This is a genomic window from Paenibacillus sp. MMO-177 (assembly GCF_037147795.1).
GTDB lineage: Bacteria > Bacillota > Bacilli > Paenibacillales > Paenibacillaceae > Pristimantibacillus.
Genome location: NZ_JBBCUR010000011.1, coordinates 36,625 through 53,057, shown reverse-complemented (window position 1 = coordinate 53,057; position 16,433 = coordinate 36,625). Strand labels below are relative to the sequence as shown.

The 16,433-nt window shown below is 45.5% G+C and carries 16 protein-coding genes; 4 read left to right on the top strand and 12 right to left on the bottom strand.

Going from position 1 to position 16,433, the window contains the following annotated elements; translation table 11 throughout:
• Positions 1 to 102: 102 nt before the first annotated feature.
• The gene (locus tag WFK81_RS25625; protein ID WP_336789573.1) at positions 103 to 672 is read left to right on the top strand and encodes a TetR/AcrR family transcriptional regulator; all 570 of its coding nucleotides are present in this window, start codon (positions 103 to 105) and stop codon (positions 670 to 672) included.
• 157 nt (positions 673 to 829) lie between these two features.
• A complete protein-coding gene (locus tag WFK81_RS25620; RefSeq protein WP_336789571.1) occupies positions 830 to 1,477 on the top strand; it encodes a glycosyltransferase in 648 nt (215 codons plus the stop codon).
• A gap of 79 nt (positions 1,478 to 1,556) precedes the next feature.
• On the opposite strand, the gene WFK81_RS25615 is transcribed toward WFK81_RS25620, so the two are convergent.
• The 6 genes from WFK81_RS25615 to WFK81_RS25590 form a co-directional block, all read right to left on the bottom strand.
• Complete coding sequence (locus WFK81_RS25615; protein WP_336789569.1) at positions 1,557 to 2,066, bottom strand: AAA family ATPase; 510 nt, start codon at positions 2,064 to 2,066, stop codon at positions 1,557 to 1,559.
• Positions 2,067 to 2,108: 42 nt separating this feature from the next.
• Positions 2,109 to 3,191 (bottom strand): HAMP domain-containing sensor histidine kinase, encoded by a 1,083-nt coding sequence (locus WFK81_RS25610; protein WP_336789567.1) that lies wholly within the window; start codon positions 3,189 to 3,191, stop codon positions 2,109 to 2,111.
• Positions 3,192 to 3,195: 4 nt separating this feature from the next.
• Positions 3,196 to 3,882, bottom strand: a complete 687-nt coding sequence (locus tag WFK81_RS25605; RefSeq protein WP_336789565.1) for a response regulator transcription factor — start codon at positions 3,880 to 3,882, stop codon at positions 3,196 to 3,198.
• 20 nt (positions 3,883 to 3,902) lie between these two features.
• A complete protein-coding gene (locus tag WFK81_RS25600) occupies positions 3,903 to 4,457 on the bottom strand; it encodes a class I SAM-dependent methyltransferase (protein WP_336789564.1) in 555 nt (184 codons plus the stop codon).
• 180 nt (positions 4,458 to 4,637) lie between these two features.
• Positions 4,638 to 5,102, bottom strand: coding sequence for a hypothetical protein (locus WFK81_RS25595; protein ID WP_336789563.1), 465 nt, complete (start codon positions 5,100 to 5,102; stop codon positions 4,638 to 4,640).
• A 3-nt stretch (positions 5,103 to 5,105) separates the two neighbouring features.
• Complete coding sequence (locus WFK81_RS25590; protein WP_336789562.1) at positions 5,106 to 6,143, bottom strand: DUF3231 family protein; 1,038 nt, start codon at positions 6,141 to 6,143, stop codon at positions 5,106 to 5,108.
• A 294-nt stretch (positions 6,144 to 6,437) separates the two neighbouring features.
• Here WFK81_RS25590 and WFK81_RS25585 point away from each other — a divergent pair, with 294 nt between their 5' ends.
• Positions 6,438 to 8,582, top strand: coding sequence for a heavy metal translocating P-type ATPase (locus tag WFK81_RS25585; RefSeq protein ID WP_336789560.1), 2,145 nt, complete (start codon positions 6,438 to 6,440; stop codon positions 8,580 to 8,582).
• 40 nt (positions 8,583 to 8,622) lie between these two features.
• On the opposite strand, the gene WFK81_RS25580 is transcribed toward WFK81_RS25585, so the two are convergent.
• Together WFK81_RS25580 and WFK81_RS25575 are read right to left on the bottom strand one after the other, a co-directional pair.
• Positions 8,623 to 9,492, bottom strand: a complete 870-nt coding sequence (locus WFK81_RS25580; protein WP_336789558.1) for an ATP-dependent DNA ligase — start codon at positions 9,490 to 9,492, stop codon at positions 8,623 to 8,625.
• Between the two features lie 96 nt (positions 9,493 to 9,588).
• Positions 9,589 to 9,813, bottom strand: a complete 225-nt coding sequence (locus WFK81_RS25575; RefSeq protein WP_132313092.1) for an alpha/beta-type small acid-soluble spore protein — start codon at positions 9,811 to 9,813, stop codon at positions 9,589 to 9,591.
• Positions 9,814 to 9,982: 169 nt separating this feature from the next.
• On the opposite strand from WFK81_RS25575, the gene WFK81_RS25570 reads away from it, so the two are divergent.
• Complete coding sequence (locus WFK81_RS25570; RefSeq protein ID WP_336789556.1) at positions 9,983 to 10,495, top strand: hypothetical protein; 513 nt, start codon at positions 9,983 to 9,985, stop codon at positions 10,493 to 10,495.
• A gap of 60 nt (positions 10,496 to 10,555) precedes the next feature.
• On the opposite strand, the gene WFK81_RS25565 is transcribed toward WFK81_RS25570, so the two are convergent.
• Genes WFK81_RS25565 through WFK81_RS25550 form a run of 4 tightly spaced genes read right to left on the bottom strand, consistent with a single transcriptional unit; the run spans position 10,556 to position 16,265 of the window.
• Positions 10,556 to 12,136, bottom strand: a complete 1,581-nt coding sequence (locus tag WFK81_RS25565; protein WP_336789554.1) for a SagB family peptide dehydrogenase — start codon at positions 12,134 to 12,136, stop codon at positions 10,556 to 10,558.
• A 32-nt stretch (positions 12,137 to 12,168) separates the two neighbouring features.
• A complete protein-coding gene (locus WFK81_RS25560) occupies positions 12,169 to 14,106 on the bottom strand; it encodes a TOMM precursor leader peptide-binding protein (protein WP_336789552.1) in 1,938 nt (645 codons plus the stop codon).
• Complete coding sequence (locus WFK81_RS25555) at positions 14,103 to 16,001, bottom strand: putative thiazole-containing bacteriocin maturation protein (protein WP_336789551.1); 1,899 nt, start codon at positions 15,999 to 16,001, stop codon at positions 14,103 to 14,105. The genes WFK81_RS25560 and WFK81_RS25555 overlap by 4 nt, the downstream gene beginning before the upstream one ends.
• A gap of 3 nt (positions 16,002 to 16,004) precedes the next feature.
• Positions 16,005 to 16,265 (bottom strand): hypothetical protein, encoded by a 261-nt coding sequence (locus WFK81_RS25550; RefSeq protein WP_336789788.1) that lies wholly within the window; start codon positions 16,263 to 16,265, stop codon positions 16,005 to 16,007.
• Between the last annotated feature and the right edge of the window lie 168 nt (positions 16,266 to 16,433).

The following is a 16,433-nucleotide window of genomic DNA, read 5'->3' as shown; positions in this document are numbered from 1 at the left end:
ATGAGTCAATAAGGCATATATTTAGCGATTTCACATTGCTAAACCAAAAAATTACGATATAATTATATTAAGATTATCATATTTACAGGAGTGTTGATTGGCATGCCGTATACGAAAGCCCATAAACTAATCATCCGCGAGAAAATTGTTCAAAATGCCGCTAATGAATTCCGCCAGAAAGGAATCAAAGAAGTTAGCGTTCCTCAAATTATGAAGGGGGCAGGCTTAACGCATGGCGGCTTTTATGCCCATTTCGCAAATAAAGATCAACTCGTGGCCGAAGCGTGCCGGAAAGCGATTGAAGAGACGATTAATCTTCTGCAGGGAGCTACGGTTCGGAAGACTGAGGATGCCAAATTACAAACCGTCATCGATTATTACTTGAGCACGACACACCGGGATCAGACCGAAATAAGCTGTATCCTTCCCACGCTCTCCAGCGAAGTCTCCCGTTCTTCGGAAGAAATTAGAGAAGCGTTTACGTTGGAAGTCACCAGATTTTTCAGCTTCATAGCGGAAATGATCGGGAAAAACAATCAAAAAAGCATGGCTATCGTCAGCGCCATGGTTGGCGCATTGCTGTTAGCCCGTTCGGTTAACGACCCTGAATTAAGCCGGAATATTCTGGATGCCAGCAAGCGATACGCCAAAGAGATTGCTGCCTTGCAATAAGTGAAATGAGAAGTCGAGGCAGCGATGGCCATTTGGCCAGCTGTTTTTTGTGCTGCGATAATTTTATTGTAAGTAAGATACCCTGTGCATAATGATGGTTAATATATCCATAATAATACAGGTTGTATGAGTTCATATGCACAAGGAGCAGATAAACGTGAAAATCAAATGGATGCTGGCATTGCTTTTAACCTTTGGGCTCGTTATTACCTTGAATCCGATAGGTGTATCCGCTCAGGCGGCTAAGGAGCAGAAAGCGGAATGCATTACTCCTCAAATGGTACAATTGAAAACGGATATGCAAAGGGTTTGGATCGACCATACGATTTGGACAAGAAGCTACATCGTTAGCGCAATATCGAATCGTTATGATCAACAAGACGTATTAGACCGACTCTTGAGGAACCAGCAGGACATCGGCAATGTGATTAAACCTTACTATGGGGAAGCTGCCGGAAATAAGCTTGCTGATTTACTGAGAGAACATATTGTGATCGCAGGAAAAATCGTAGCGGCTGCCAAAGCTAACAAACAAGACGAAGTGAAGAAATTAGAGGCAGACTGGCATAAAAACGCGGATGATATAGCCACATTTTTAAGCAGTGCAAATCCGAACTGGTCGTTTAAAGAATTGCAAGATATGCTGTACACTCACCTTCAGTACATTACGGAGATCGTACTGGACTGTCTTAAAGGGGATTGGAAGGCGGATATAGCGACGACGGATAAGAATGAGACGCATATGATCCATATGGCGGACATTCTAACGGAAGGAATTATTAAGCAGTTTCCGAATAAGTTTTAAAAAACATTGAATTCGCCTATAGTCGATTACTACGGCAGCCGGACATATTATCCGGCTGCTGTTGCTTTGATCTATGGGTTTAAAGTTTTCTACGCTCCCTCTCCAACAGTTCGCATAACGTCTTAAAGCTTTCCGCTGCCGTTTGATGAGCGGTGTCGATGACGATGTGATCCCGGTCCCAAGGGTCGTACTGCCGGTTCCTGACCTGCTCCCATGTAGGTAGAACAAAGCCGGAAATATCGGCTTTGCGTGTCTCGACTCGATGCCGGTGTTCGCGTTCGTCAGAACAGACCACTTCGATTTCCGCAAACGGGGTTTCAAGAGATTGCGCCACGCTGCGCCAAGCCTCCCGCGTTAGTCCGATGGGATTGACCGTATCCGCTATTACGTCAAGACCTAGCCGGAGATTCTGCGATGCAATCGCATAACACACCATGTAACCCTCAGGCCCGTCAACCATCATTCCAGCCTCCCGCATAGCCTGTTCTACGACATCAACACGGAGATATGCGGCCCGTAACTCCCTGGCCAAAGCTGACGATAATGTTGTTTTCCCGGTGCCTGGCAACCCGGTAAATATATAGAGCATTTATCCCGCCTCCTTCACCAAATAATGCGTATACCCTCATTCCTATTTAAAGGAAAAAGGAAGTTTTAGAGTAAAGGCGTAATGTCCTTCCTTATAATTAAGGGAGAGATGGCCACCTTGATATTCCGCAAGTTGCCGTGCTATCGCTAAGCCTAATCCGGTACCAATTTGTACATTCTGATGGTCTACAACCTGCCCTATTTTATAATAGCGTTCAAACAGCTTGGCTTCCTGTTCTTTCGTGATCACTACTCCATCATTCGCAATAGTCAAATAAACAAAGGAATCGCTAGAAGTTAAATGAACATCGACTGTTTTTGGCGATATGGAGTACTTTAACGCATTCATTAGCAAATTATCTAAGATGCGCGCCATTTGTTCCGGGTCGATAAATACGATGGCCTCGTCTATTTCGATATGAGACCTAATCGTAAGCCGGTGCTCCTCTGCAATTGGTATGAACTCAAATAGGACTTGTTCCACTAAATCGCGCATATCCGCATGCTGTTTGGTCAGTTTCAAGTCGCCGGACGTTAATCTCGTATAGACAAATAAATCATCGATTAGCTTTTTCAGTTGTTCGGCCTTGCTGTATGCATTATTAACGAAGCGGTCATGTTCCTTTTCATCTTGGAAGGAATTTTTCCGAAGCAAATCAAGATAGCCAATTATGCTCGTAAGTGGTGTACGGAGGTCATGGGAAACGCCTGTAATGAGGTTCATTTTTGCAACCTCGTTCTCTTTCTCATTTTCTTTTTGGCGTTCGAGTTGTTCGGCCATCCTGTTTATGTTCATGGCTAGTTCGCCTAATTCATCTCCCCGACGGACGGGTACCCGAAAATCAAATTTGCCGACGGAAATAATGCTGAGTCCTTCAGAAAGAACAGAAAAGTACTTTATAATACGCTGGGTCAGCATGTAGAACAAGAAAAGAAAGATAACCATGAACACGACGAGAGAAACAATGATTAATAAAGGAACATATTCTACCTTTCCCTTTGTTGTAGTTAGATCAATTAATCGGCCAACAAATCCGACAATGTATATACTCAGCATATAGGACAACATTACCGTCAGAACCGCAGCTAACAGGAAAGAATAACGAATACTTTTTTTTAATCGCAATCGTTTATTTGTCCATTTTATAGCCAACACCCCAAACCGTCTTAATATATTCGGGTTTCCTTGGGTCAAGCTCCAACTTTTCCCTTAGATTTCGGATATGGACCATTACCGTATTATCCGAATAACCGGTACGCTCTTTCCACACTGACTCATAAATTTTATCCGCGCTAAATACTTGGCCTTGGTTGGTGGCAAGAAGAGTTAATATCGCAAACTCAAGCGGTGTTAACATGGCTTCTTTCCCTCGAATCGATACATGATGCTCCGCGATATTGAGGACAAGCTCATTGATGGTTATGTTATCTTGGGCTGCTTCTCTGGATACCAGTAGATTCTGACGTCTTAATTGAGCTTTAACGCGGGCGATAAGCTCCATCGGATTAAACGGTTTCGTTACATAATCATCCGCCCCAGTAGATAGCCCCATAATTTTATCGATATCTCCTTCTTTTGCCGACAGCATAATGATTGGAGCCGTATACTTTTCCCTTATCCTCATGCATGTTTTTATCCCATCCATTCGCGGCATCATGACATCTAAAATAATGAGCTGCACATCCTGTTGCGAAAGGGCTTGAAGGGCTTCTATACCGTCACAGGCTTCAATGACGGAGTACCCTTCATTCCTTAAGTACACATGTATAACATCTCGTATCTCCGTATCATCATCAACAATCAAGATTACGCTCATCTTAACCTCCGCGTTAATTCCTATTTCCTACAAACATACACAAATGCCGGGGGAAAATTCAAGGGAACGAATGATATACTCTCTATCTCAAAATGCTGTGATAATAGTTCTCTCAATTGTAACGAGTACTGGAAGGCAATAAGCTTACCGCCGGGTCTGAGCGCTTCCTTGCATTGATTCATCAATTGTAACCGCATCGTTGGCGAAAAGTTATAAAAAGGCAATCCGCTGAAAATATAGTCTACTTCTTTAATATTATGCTTCTTCAATTGAGAAACTAAATGCAGAGCATTCGTTTCCCTAATAAATTGAGGAAAATCATTTTGAAGCTTCCTTCCCATATCTTTATCTTTTTCAAAAAGAATGACCTGATGTCCACGATCTACTCTCTCCGCAATAGCATGCGTGATTGCTCCTGTACCTGATCCAAGCTCAACGATTGTTCTGGCTTGCTGCCAGTTTGCTGCACTCACCATGCGATTGGCCAAATAGCGCGAGCTTGGAACTACGCTGCCCACATACTTCGGATTCCCCATGAATTTCCTCAAAAACATCAATGGCTGATTTCGCGTCATTTACTCCACTTCCTTTTCTTTCGTTCGATCCTTGAATCAACACCATTAGTGTAAAAAAAAGAACTTAGTTCCTACTGGGGATCTTTCTAAAGAATTTCTGAAGATTTTTTTGGATAAAAAAATACTCCCTCCTTTTGGTTTGGAGAGAGTACTTTAAACGGGACGTGCTAATTTTTGCAGTCAGGTTTTTTGATTTTTCATAGAATCATTTAAACGGTTTCGAAGGAAAGAGTACAGGCCTATTCCGACTATAACGCCGACACCGATTCCTAATAAACCAAGCCAGACGGCTCCCAGGAATTCCTTTGAATAAACAACGCCAATCGTCCCGAAAAACGCTCCGAAAGCGAAAGGGAATGCAGCATTCGGTTTGAGTTCTTCCCCTGCATCCTTATAGGCATCCCAAATTCCGAACATATACACGCAAGGGTAGAACATAAGCCACTCCATGCTTGTTTGCCCGATCGTTGGAATATCGCCGTGAAAGCTTGCTACAATAACCCAATTCAAATGGGACTTCAAGTTAATAAGAAATTCCAAGGCGATCAGCAGGATGCCCTTTACATATTTACCGTTAAGGAGCTGACCGAATCCAGGTAAAGCGATACTCCATAATAACGCCTCGATGCGGGACGCTTTGGCCATATTCTACCCCATTGTTAGGGCATTGCGATCCGCCGCTTGAGGAGGCTGTTCCATCCAGCCCAAATCGATCATTGTATTTGCTCCATCCTCGACGTAATTTCCTACTTCGACAATCATTCTTGCGAATGCGGCGGACACGTCATGTCTTGCGCTAAAGGCCAACGCGTTGCCATATGTTCGGACCCGCATGGCAAACATGTCCATTTTGTGGGAAAGCATTATTTTATCCGAAAATGGCGATACGGTTGAATCGGTAACGAGATGATTCATAAGCGGATGGGTCGGCAAATCTTCTTTGTGCAAGAGCCGGGTCAAAATATCGTATTGCTTCAGTGCGATTTGCTTCCCTCTCTTAAAATAATTCTTAACTTGCTCAAGCTTGGCGGCTTGGCAGAAGCCTACCAATACTGCGCAGCTCGTCGCATTATTTTGAACGTTATCGTAAATATGGGTAATTTCCAGCGATTGAAGCGGACGAATATCGCCGAAGAAACCATCCAAATACCGCTGTTTCTTTACAATATCGATTCTGTCCGGAACGGGTATATAAGGCGGCTTGACCAAAAGTCCTTTCGCATCCAGCAAATCGTTAACGTCATTGACTAATTGAATTGTTGATTGGAGGCAATCGGTAAAAAATTCGCGGACGTCGGGTCGGCTCATTAACGGTACTGCTATTCCGTAAATACTCATTCCCGCTTTACTGGTATACTTCAAGTAATGCAAATAGAATTCATCGGCATACAACCGGGGAGCATCTAAATTTACGTCATCTTCCGTGAACCCGATCGGAATCGGATGACCTTCCCGCGTGAAAATATCCGTCACCGTCGCGGTGAATCGACTGGCCAGCCGAAGCGCTTCATCCAAAACATTCCGAATATCCGGATCGTCCACATTTTGCAGAAAATAGCTGAGCACGCACTTGGCCATGCTGTTTCCCATAAAAGTCGCCCATAGCTTCCCGATTTCGGCAGACGTTAATGGATTATTCTTATTTCCTTCCACTTGGCTTTTGATTTCTTGCTGCAGGTTTTGCATGGGTCACCTCTTTTTTGCTTTTAAATTAGAACTAGGTAACCATGTTATTATTTATATTTCAGCAACATTAAATACGCAGACGATGTTAGATAAATCGAATCAAATACAAACCGCACAATACGGCTAGTGCAATCCAAACGGCGATAATCAGCGTACCTGTAAAGCTTCATATCCTTATTCTTCGTTTGGCAATCGAGAAACATTTCCTTCTTTTGGGCAGAATAGGTTTGACAAATCCGGTTACGCAACATAATATATGAGCAAGTATTCATGTAATGAAAGAAGGAAGCTCCTATGAATGAATATCGCATTAAAGGACTCTCCTGTGCCGGCTGCGCGCAAAGAATCGAAGATGAAATAAAGCAGCTCGATCACGGCGAGGATACGACGCTTAGCTACAATTCAGGCAAGTTAAAGGTTAGTCCCGATATCTCAATGCCAGAGGTCAATCGCATTCTTAAGTCAGATGGGGCATATATCTCCGAGCAGTTAAACAAGCAAGCGGATCGTCACGATCATAATCACGATGGCCATAACCACGCACATGGTGCTCATGATCATGGGCATGAGCATCAGCATGGCGATGGAAACAAAATGTTAAAGCTCCTTATCGCCTCCGGTGTCATTTATGTGGCTGCAATCTTTTTGGATGGCGTTCTGGCGAATTCGTCCGTTATTATCCTTTATTTAATTGCCACGGTTATTAGCGGGTATACGACCTTTTTCCGCGGGTTAAAAAACCTGATAAAGCTGAGGTTTAACATCGATACGCTAATGACTATCGCATTAGTTGGTGCGGTTGCGATTGGCGAGTGGAAAGAAGCAACATTAGTTGCAATCTTATTCGGCTTGAACGAACTTCTTGAGGGCTATGGCATGGAAAAAGCCCGGCGTTCGATGGAAACCTTGCTGCAAGTGGCCCCTAAGGAAGCCATAAGGCTGGAAAACGGCCAAGAAAGCATTGTCCCTATATCGTCCTTGCAAGTCGGAGATCTGGTTAAAATCAAACCAGGCGAAAAAATCCCGTCCGACGGCGTTGTATGGGAAGGGAAGAGCTCCGTGAACGAAGCTGCTATAACAGGCGAGTCCCTCCCGATCGAGAAGGAAGCCGGTGAGCCTGTTTTTGGCGGCAGTATTAACAATGAAGGTTTGCTTATGGTTAAGATTGAAAAGGCCTATAACGATTCGTCCTTGGCGAAGATTCTTCATCTCGTTCAAGAAGCTCAGGAAACGAAAACTCCAACGGAGTTGTTTATTAATAAATTTGCCAAATACTATACTCCGCTTATTATGATTGTTGCGGCACTGGTAACCGTGATCCCTCCCCTTCTCTTTCAAGGCAGCTGGATCACATGGCTTTATCAGGGATTGTCGGTCCTAATCGTTGGATGTCCATGCGCGCTCATCCTATCCTCGCCCATTGCAATCGTGTCCGGCATTACGCGCAACGCGAGAAACGGTATTCTCGTTAAAGGCGGCGTCTTTCTGGAGCAGCTTGGTAAGATTAATACGCTTGCTTTTGACAAAACCGGTACGTTAACGAAAGGCGAGCCGCATGTCGCGCAATTAGAGATTTATGATGAAGAACGATTCTTGGCAGTAGCCGGCGCTATCGAAAAATCCTCTTCTCACCCGCTGGCCAAAGCAATCATGAAGGAATTGGCCGATAGAAACATCGCCCCTCCTGACCCGGATGAAATTGAAACCATTACAGGCCGCGGAATAAAAGCAAAAGTGAATGGCGAGTCTTATTGGCTGGGAAATGAAAAAAGCATAGAGCATTTCACAATACCCGAACCGATTCAAAAGCAAATCAACCTCTTTAAAGAAGATGGCTTAACGCTTGTTTTGGTAGCGGATGAACATCAAATACTTGGGCTATTCGGAATTGCCGATGAGCTCCGCCAAGAAAGCAAAAGCGTGATTGCCTCTCTGCACAGATTAGGCATTCGGAACACGGTCATGCTTACCGGGGATCATCAGAAAACGGCTGAGAAGGTAGCTGCGGCAGTTGGCGTCACGAAGTTCTATGGAGGTTTGCTGCCGGAAGACAAAGTCCATCACATCAAGGAGCTGTCTTCAAAGGGAATCGTGGCCATGATCGGGGATGGCATTAACGATGCCCCTGCTCTCGCTTCGGCCCAGCTGGGTATTGCTATGGGGAAAGGCACGGACAGCGCAATCGAGACGGCCGACATTGTACTAATGCAGGATCACTTAGGCAAGCTGCCCGCAGCTGTCGCAGTCGCCAAGCGGGTTAATCGCGTTATTCGCTTCAACATTATCGTTGCCCTTGGCTTAAAACTCATTGCATTATTGCTGACCATTCCGGGCTGGTTGACCTTATGGATTGCCATTCTCTCGGATATGGGCGCCACCATATTCGTTACGCTTGTCAGCTTGACCATACTCATCGAAGGCAGGAAAGAAAAGATATAGCAACGCTTAAATCAGCAGCAAAAAGCCTCTAAGATATCGTCTATCTTAGAGGCTTTTTTAGTTCTCCGGAAAGTCCCGCATATTCAGGGGTCCGAAGCATATGATTCGAGGTCCAGTTACGGAACCTTACCCTTATTTTAAGTACGGGTTTTACATATACGAAGTGTCTGTCTTGTCCGGTAATAAGGGATTGGGCAAGCAGGTAAAAAGCTTTCCTGTCCTCCGTTGAAATCGTCCCTTCAATACAGCCGACCGTTCGTCCTTCATGCTCGACAAGCCATCCGAACTCTTTACGCCTGTAGGCGCTAATGGAAACCTCAAGGTATTGATAGTTAATGACCATGAGCCAATTCTCGGATCTTTTGCTCACGTAATCGGAATTCTTCTTCTTGGCTACAATGCCTTCCAGACCTTTGTCTTCCATTACTTTAAACAAGGCTTTGCCCTCATGCTCAATGGACATGGTTACGTGATAATAACCGCTTGGTTTAAGGATCCGGGCAAGAATCTCTTTTCGTTTGACAAGAGGCAGATGAGTCAAGCTTTTTCCGTTTAAATATAAAATATCGAAGACGTAATATTGAACGGGATGCGTTCTGGAAGCGTCTTTTATTTTAGTTATTTTGCCAATCCGGTATCTTTGTATAAGTCCTTCGAAATCATTCGTTCCGTCTTCCCTAAGCCTCACGACTTCCCCGTCAAAAACGGCATCCGTACCGCTATCAACCGGAACATTAAACAGCTCGGGGTACTGTCTTGTCACTTCATTGTTGTTCCTGGTGTACATATTCACTTGTCCGTTGATAAAAGAAACGATTAAACGATGACCGTTCAATTTGGGTTCAAATAAAAATTCCTCTGAGTTGAAGGGCTCCTCAGCTTTCATAGGCTGCATAGGCGAGATAAACATAAACATTCCCCTCTCATCTCACCATTATATCATCGTCATTACTGCTAGCCGATGGTAAGTCATGTGCGAGATGGAGGGGAATGACTGTGTTGCTTGCTATCTTCTTGTATTGGAGAATTGTGCTCCGCTTAAAGTTTGTTCTGCCATTTGAACAAGGCGTCTCGTAATGTTGCCGCCAATCGTACCCGCTTCGCGAGTCATTAGATTGCCGTTGTAACCTTCGGAGAGCGGAATGCCGTGCTCAGTAGCAATTTCGTATTTCATGCGGTTCAAAGCTTCTTTCGCTTGCGGTACAACTAAATTGTTGGATTGGTTAGCCATAATAGTCAACTCCTTCTTGGATGTGAGATTATTTTGTGGAGTCGCTGGAAATTTATGCGTTGTAAAAATAAATTATTTTTCACAGCATCTACATCGCCCAATTTATAGGGATAAGTGCCCCTTTTTCGTTCAAAGCATATTGTAGTGTATAATCAAAAGGAGGCGCACCATGATAAGCAATCAACCTTATGTGCCACAATCGGCCATTAAGCCCGAGTATTATCAACAAATGAAATCAAGTCCGAATCAGTCCAATTGGGGACCTCAAACGATACAATCAAGCCCAAATCAGGCCAATTGGAGCCCACAATTGCAATCAAGTCCAAACCAGCCTAATTGGGGACCTCAAACCGTTCATGAGCAGGCTGTTTCCCCTTCCTACCCTTACGGCGTTGAATTTAGCCACATGCATCACTTTCCTTACCTGTACGACGACTATCACCACATGCATGACTACCATCCCATGATGGATTACTACCATCCAATGATGCATGATTATCATCCGATGACACATGAAATGTGGGATGATCACATGCCTTTCGATCATCATCACGATGGATGGGAGCTCGAAACGTTAGATTATCATCATGCTTGGTTCCATCCTATGATGCATATGGTGCATGTGCATCATCACCTGCATCACCCAGTCGGTGAGTCCCAGAAGAAAGTTCACCAGCCTTAATTTATAAAAGGCAGATTGAATGGTCATGACATTCAATCTGCCTTTTATTTCGGAAATCCATTATTGTGATAAGCTGCCTTCGAGCCGTGAACGACTCCGGCAGGGGCCAATGGGGATTTGGATTAAAGTCGTTTGCCCGAACGGAGTTAATCCGTAAAGTTCATTCATGGAACTAACGTCAAATCCTAGCAGCGGACGGCCTTCCATTCCGGATGCGCAAGCAGCGAGCAGCAAGCGCTGCACCAACATTCCCGTTTCCATTTGTTGAATCCGATAACCGCGGTAACCAAGCTCGGCGTGAAGATGTCCCAGATCACCCGCCACATGAAAAGTCAGCGGCACCTGGAATAAGTTCAAGTTATCCAACGACATCGCATTCTGTAGCCATGACCGTTGATCACCGGCCCTAACAAGCTGCAACGTATGCGCTATTTCATTGTAATGATAGGCACCATCGCGAATTCCTTCAACGCCATAAAAGCAGCCGAATAGTTTTACTCGAGACCTTGGACTTTGGATCGTAACATCCAAATCATTTCGATAGCTACAGGATCTCATTACCTCTTGCAATAGTGCCGCTAAATCCGACTGACTCACTGCTTCCAATACAAATTCATGTTCTGGCGAGTAACGCTGCCTGCATACTTCTGCTAAATCATACGTCAGTCTATTGACTTGGGGCAAAACATGAACATCGGTTTGAGGGACTGCCTCTTGCTTCCTTCCAAGCTGATTGAATAAAAGCGCGGAATCCATTATGGATGCTTCATTCATCTTGGTCAGCATTGGGTAGTCCAATACTTTTTTTGAACGCATAAAGCGATCGTGCGTAAGGATTGGAAGCTCCCTGCATAACTCTGCCGACGTCATCGGATAGTTATTGTTAATGTCATGGCCGAACCATTCCATGCTTGAATCTACCGCAAGAGGAATTACGGCATATACACTTTCCTCTGCTTCAGGCAAACCAAGCAAATGATTGATGGCACGGTCAAGAAATTGGAAATACACCCCCGACTCAAAGTCGAAGCGCTTCGCCACCTCATGCAGCTGGCCTATTAATAATCCCGCGTCCAGCCCCTGTAAACGATACGAGAAATTATTGTATTTGTAAAAGTTTTTCCAAAATATAGTCGATACAAAAGCAACCGCGAAACAGCTTGTTACGTCGCAGCGGCTGCCCAAGGCCTTACCCACGTAGGAATCAAATTGGCCTTCACGCAATAAAATCAAACGATGATGAGCCGCATCATAATGATAAATACCGTAAGGCAATTCCTCCAGCTTCAAATACAAATACAATTCGCTCGGATATAGACCTCCGCCTGAAGGAACAAATCGTCTGCAAAGATGCAATGCGCTTTCCCATTTCTCACCCGTATATTGCTCCATAACAGATTGACTAAGCTGTGCAATACCAAAGGTGTACCACAGGAAATACCCGATCTCCCGAAGGGTTGGTTTCTCTTGCCCCCGATTGCCGGTTAGTTGCAGCGGAACATCGGATGCCAGTGGAAATACAGGCAAACGACGATATAATTTATACGGCAGAGGCGCGTTCTCCCAATCCACCTCCACGTCTTGCGGTTTCGTTTTGTCGGGCTCGTATTGCAGCTGGAACAAAAATTTCTTGAGACTCATTTCTCCTCCTCCTAAGTCCCGCACAAAACTACTTACGGAAACGGATGCGGATGACGATTAAGTTCTTCTAGCTTAAGCTGCTCCTTCACATAGCCCAGCTCTGCCGGTATGCGCAGCACCCGCTCTAGCCCAGTCAAGCGGACAAGGTGTTGGCCGAACGTCATGGGAAGCATGCCGGGAATGAGCACCTTCACACAATGAAGTCCATTTCTCAGCGTCTCTGGCGTTGACTGATTAACAACAATTACCTCTAGATTGAGATTACTGAAAGTCTTGATCAACAGGTTTAATTCGTCGGTTAAATCCGCATGCCGTGCCCTTGGTTTAAAAGCTTCTTTAAACGAAAGGACCGGACGATCATTATCGAGCAGGAAGCTGAGGCGTTCTTCTGCTTCCTTCAAGCCGTACAGCATGGAGTGATCCTCCATTTGCCGAACGAGAAAAGGATCCTGCAGCATTTGTTCATATTGCCCTCGGTTCACCTCTAACTTTTCGTTAAACGCAAGCAGCATACCCGCTATCTCATGAATTGCGCCTTTGGCCGCCCTCACGGGATCAAGATGGGCCCCTGCGGCGCAAATCATATTGATGCCTTGATTTGTTCTATTTTTGGCAAGCACCCACACGCTTGGAATGCCGTGCTCCATCGTCGAATCAAACACATGCACATCATAACCGACGACATCGCGCAGCCGCTCCACCATTAAATTCATTTCTAGATCACCCGAGGAGTAGGGATCCAAAGGAACGAGCGGCAGCTGCGCGTACCACGTCATTAGAAAAGAATCCCGTTCCACAACCTCCAATATGCCGTAAAATATAGCCTCCTCCAAGCTTCCTCCTAAAGCACAGCCATTTGAGGTTTCATATACAAAGCCGTGACCGCAGCCGGAGCTGTAATAGGCGAGCAGCTCCGGCACGAGAATCGGCTTCTCCCGCAAGAACGAATATCCCCACACCCAATCGATTTTCCTGTTTGGATCAAATGGTTGGAACGGAAAATCCGGCCGCTCATACTGTGCCTTATCATGCGTTCCAACCCGAGTGGGGTCCAGCGCAATCTCCCTTAAATGATTGTAACTGTCATGAACCGCCGTCTTCTTTCCTCGCGGCGATATGCCGCAATAACGTTCCAATCCCTCCAATATCGCTGTCATTTCACTGACCGCAAAAGAATTCGTACGCCCTGCGCAGCCTTCATCCCCAGAGAACATCGGTAAAATGATGCTGGCGTCGGCAAATGGCGACATCAGGTCAATCATTTTTGCGTTCAAGAGGCCGCTGCGATTGTCCAGATAATCTTTGGATAGAACGGGCTTCAACTCCGCCATTGAACGGGTGCGGTAGCTGTTTTCGCTGATTTTCGGGCTGGACTGCAGCTTTATTTGCGAAGCTATGGCAGTGTCATCCGGTATATTCCCACATACGGCACACTGCGGATCCGGTAAAAAAAAATGAGCCGAGCTGTTGAGCGTTTGCAAGTGTACGAGCTTAATATGATTTTCAAGATGAGCCGTATGACGGTTAAGAAAATGGTGGACCTCTGCTGCAATAAGATGAGCCATATGCAATAATCCGCTGCGAGAAGACCAAATATCAGGGAAAACTTCTCCATGCAAGAACTGACGCAGCTCCCACATGTCCCTCCGGTCATTTCCGGCCATTAAATGCCGCAAATCGGCGCATTGTGAGCAGCCTGCCTTCCCTTGAACGACAAGCGGGCCAATAATGCCTTCTCCAAATGCTACATATCCTCGCAGCCATGGAGTACCGGATTTCTTGAAAACGTTCTCTGCGGTAAGATGTGAATATGCATCGTTGCCATCACTAAGCACGAGCGCTAGTTCAGTCGTTTCCGGCAACTCGGAAGCCGGTTCATTTACCCTTACAAGCAGACAACTTGCAGATAAAATATCGTGTACATAGTCCGCAAGCTGACCTGCGCCAACAATCGCCACAATAGCGCTCATTCTTCAACCACCTCTCGAAGCGAGACGCCGTATACGCCCGCCAGTCCCTCTCTCCAAAAAGGTTCCGGAGTTATGTCAAATACGTGCAAACGCTTGTGTATGCGATTCAATTGCCGTATGGCCATCTGCATAACCTCTCGATGCTCGAATGGATCGCAAGCGGGTATTGAAATTGAGTCCACTTTAGATTCTTTTACATCTAATTCAACATAGTGCCCGTTCCCCTCCATTTGACCGGCTTTATTTTGAGCATCAAACAGCCCAATCATTAACACGCTCCGAAGTGCCCGAGTTACATTAAGATCAACGGCATCGTACCACCGGCCATTTGCTTGCAGCCATACAACAGGAAAACCTAATACCTCCTCGCCTAGTCCGAACGTTGGTGCTCCTTGCATCGTTGCTAGGGCATTCATATAATAACGGCATCGTTCATCGCCTATATGACTCAGCTTCACCAGCGAGATCGACGGTGTATGCGTTTCATGCAACTTTATCCGTGCATTCATTAAATACTTTTGCAAAGCGCGGCAAACGCCCTCCTCAATCGTCTCACCGGCACCTACATGAGCAATCTCATCAAAATTCGCCATACGCGACACGTAAGCCTCGATTCCCCTAAGACCCGCTTCCCTTCGCGCCTCTTCATGCTTATATCCATTGCATATCGTTTCAGGAAGCAGAAGCGCAGGACCAACGGTCAGCGGATCAACGGGCTGAATACGGCACTGCGAAAGCGGAAGCTGTCCTAGCTCCCCTTCCTCCCAAATATGGAAGATGCCTGTCTCCGTTGATGTTAGCTGACTGAAGAAAGACAGCAATTCGCTTGAATCTCGTTTCCCTGCGTCCGTTCCCGCTTGGAGCTCGGCATCCTCGATCCTCTTGATGAATCGGTGATCATTAACTAATGGATGGGGAAGAAACGAATGCCAATTCCCTTCCAACGTCTCTAAATTAAGCAGAAAAAGTTTATTGTTCTTCTCAAGTTTTGTTACTTCTGCCGCTGTCTTCAACCATTCGAAGACGATCACATTCGCGAGCAGCGCTTCCGCAACGGACGACGCAGTATGAACATCCGTATCCTTATAAATCGCGGAATGATGGACTCTGCGCCATGCCGATTCCCAATCGCCTTCCGAATTGGAATACGAGAACGGAGCCGCTAGACCAGCTTGCTCTAAAATAACTGCCAGCAGAAGAGCCTTGTTTTTTTGCCGGCAAATTTCATTAAGCAATCTTAGATTCGGTTCTCCATCTTGATCCGAGACAAAAAATACAGCGGTATAAGGCTCTACGACCGAAGACCAGTCCACATCCGAATTGTTCGGCAAGCTGATCTCGTCCACCTTGACTTCTGAATCAAACTTGCGGTAATGCTGCTCCAACTCCGCAATCCGTGTTCGATTCGCCGTTTCCAAGTTCAAGCCCAGAAAGTCGAATTGAGGCAAGCCGGATTCAAATAAAGATTTGACAAGAGAAACCAAAAAAGTGCCAGTTCCAACAACAAGCACGCTCGACTGTCGATATAATTGAAATCGGTATGCCCCTGACCCGTCAAAGCTGTCCAAAAATTCAATTTGAGAGTTATATTTCTTTACAATACTCTCTTGCAGCTGATGCGGACGATCCTGGCTTACATCTTGGACATAACCGTTCGCATACAATATTTGCGCAATTTCATAAACATGATTACGGTGCTGTTCCGGCAATCCCTCCGTTAAATCATGCATCGTATGCTCGCCATTAAATACGGGTATTAAGTTCTCAATCCATTGATCGATTGTGCTGCCTTCCATCCGAAATGAACCGATATTGTTGCGGAAAAAGACACTTCCGTCCGAGCTGGGGAGAAAAAAAGTATCTCCTCTTACTTTTAGGCGCGTAGAAGGATCCAAATTTCATTCCTCCTTATTATGAAATCTAACTTTTAAACGCAGCATGACTTCCTTTATAAAGGTATGTAAGGCCACTTGTCCGTCATGCCCGCATAGGCATAAAAAGACACCTCGCAAACCAAAAGCGTTTGCAGAGGTGTCTTGAAGCTTTCTATTCAATAGATAACTTTTAGCGGCAACGGGCACAACCGCCGCAACGGGCACAGCCACCGCAACGGGCGCAGCCACCGCATGCAAAGCATCTAGCACAACCGCCGCAGCCACCGCAACCGCCGCAACCGCCGCATGAACAAAATCCGATACAGAATCCGATGCAAAAGCCTATACATAGACGGGCATTATTAGGGTCCACTTGACCTTGACCTGCATTGGGCTTCATACTGCTCGCTTTAAACGCATCCGTATTCAGATTTTGAAGCTGGTTTTTAAATT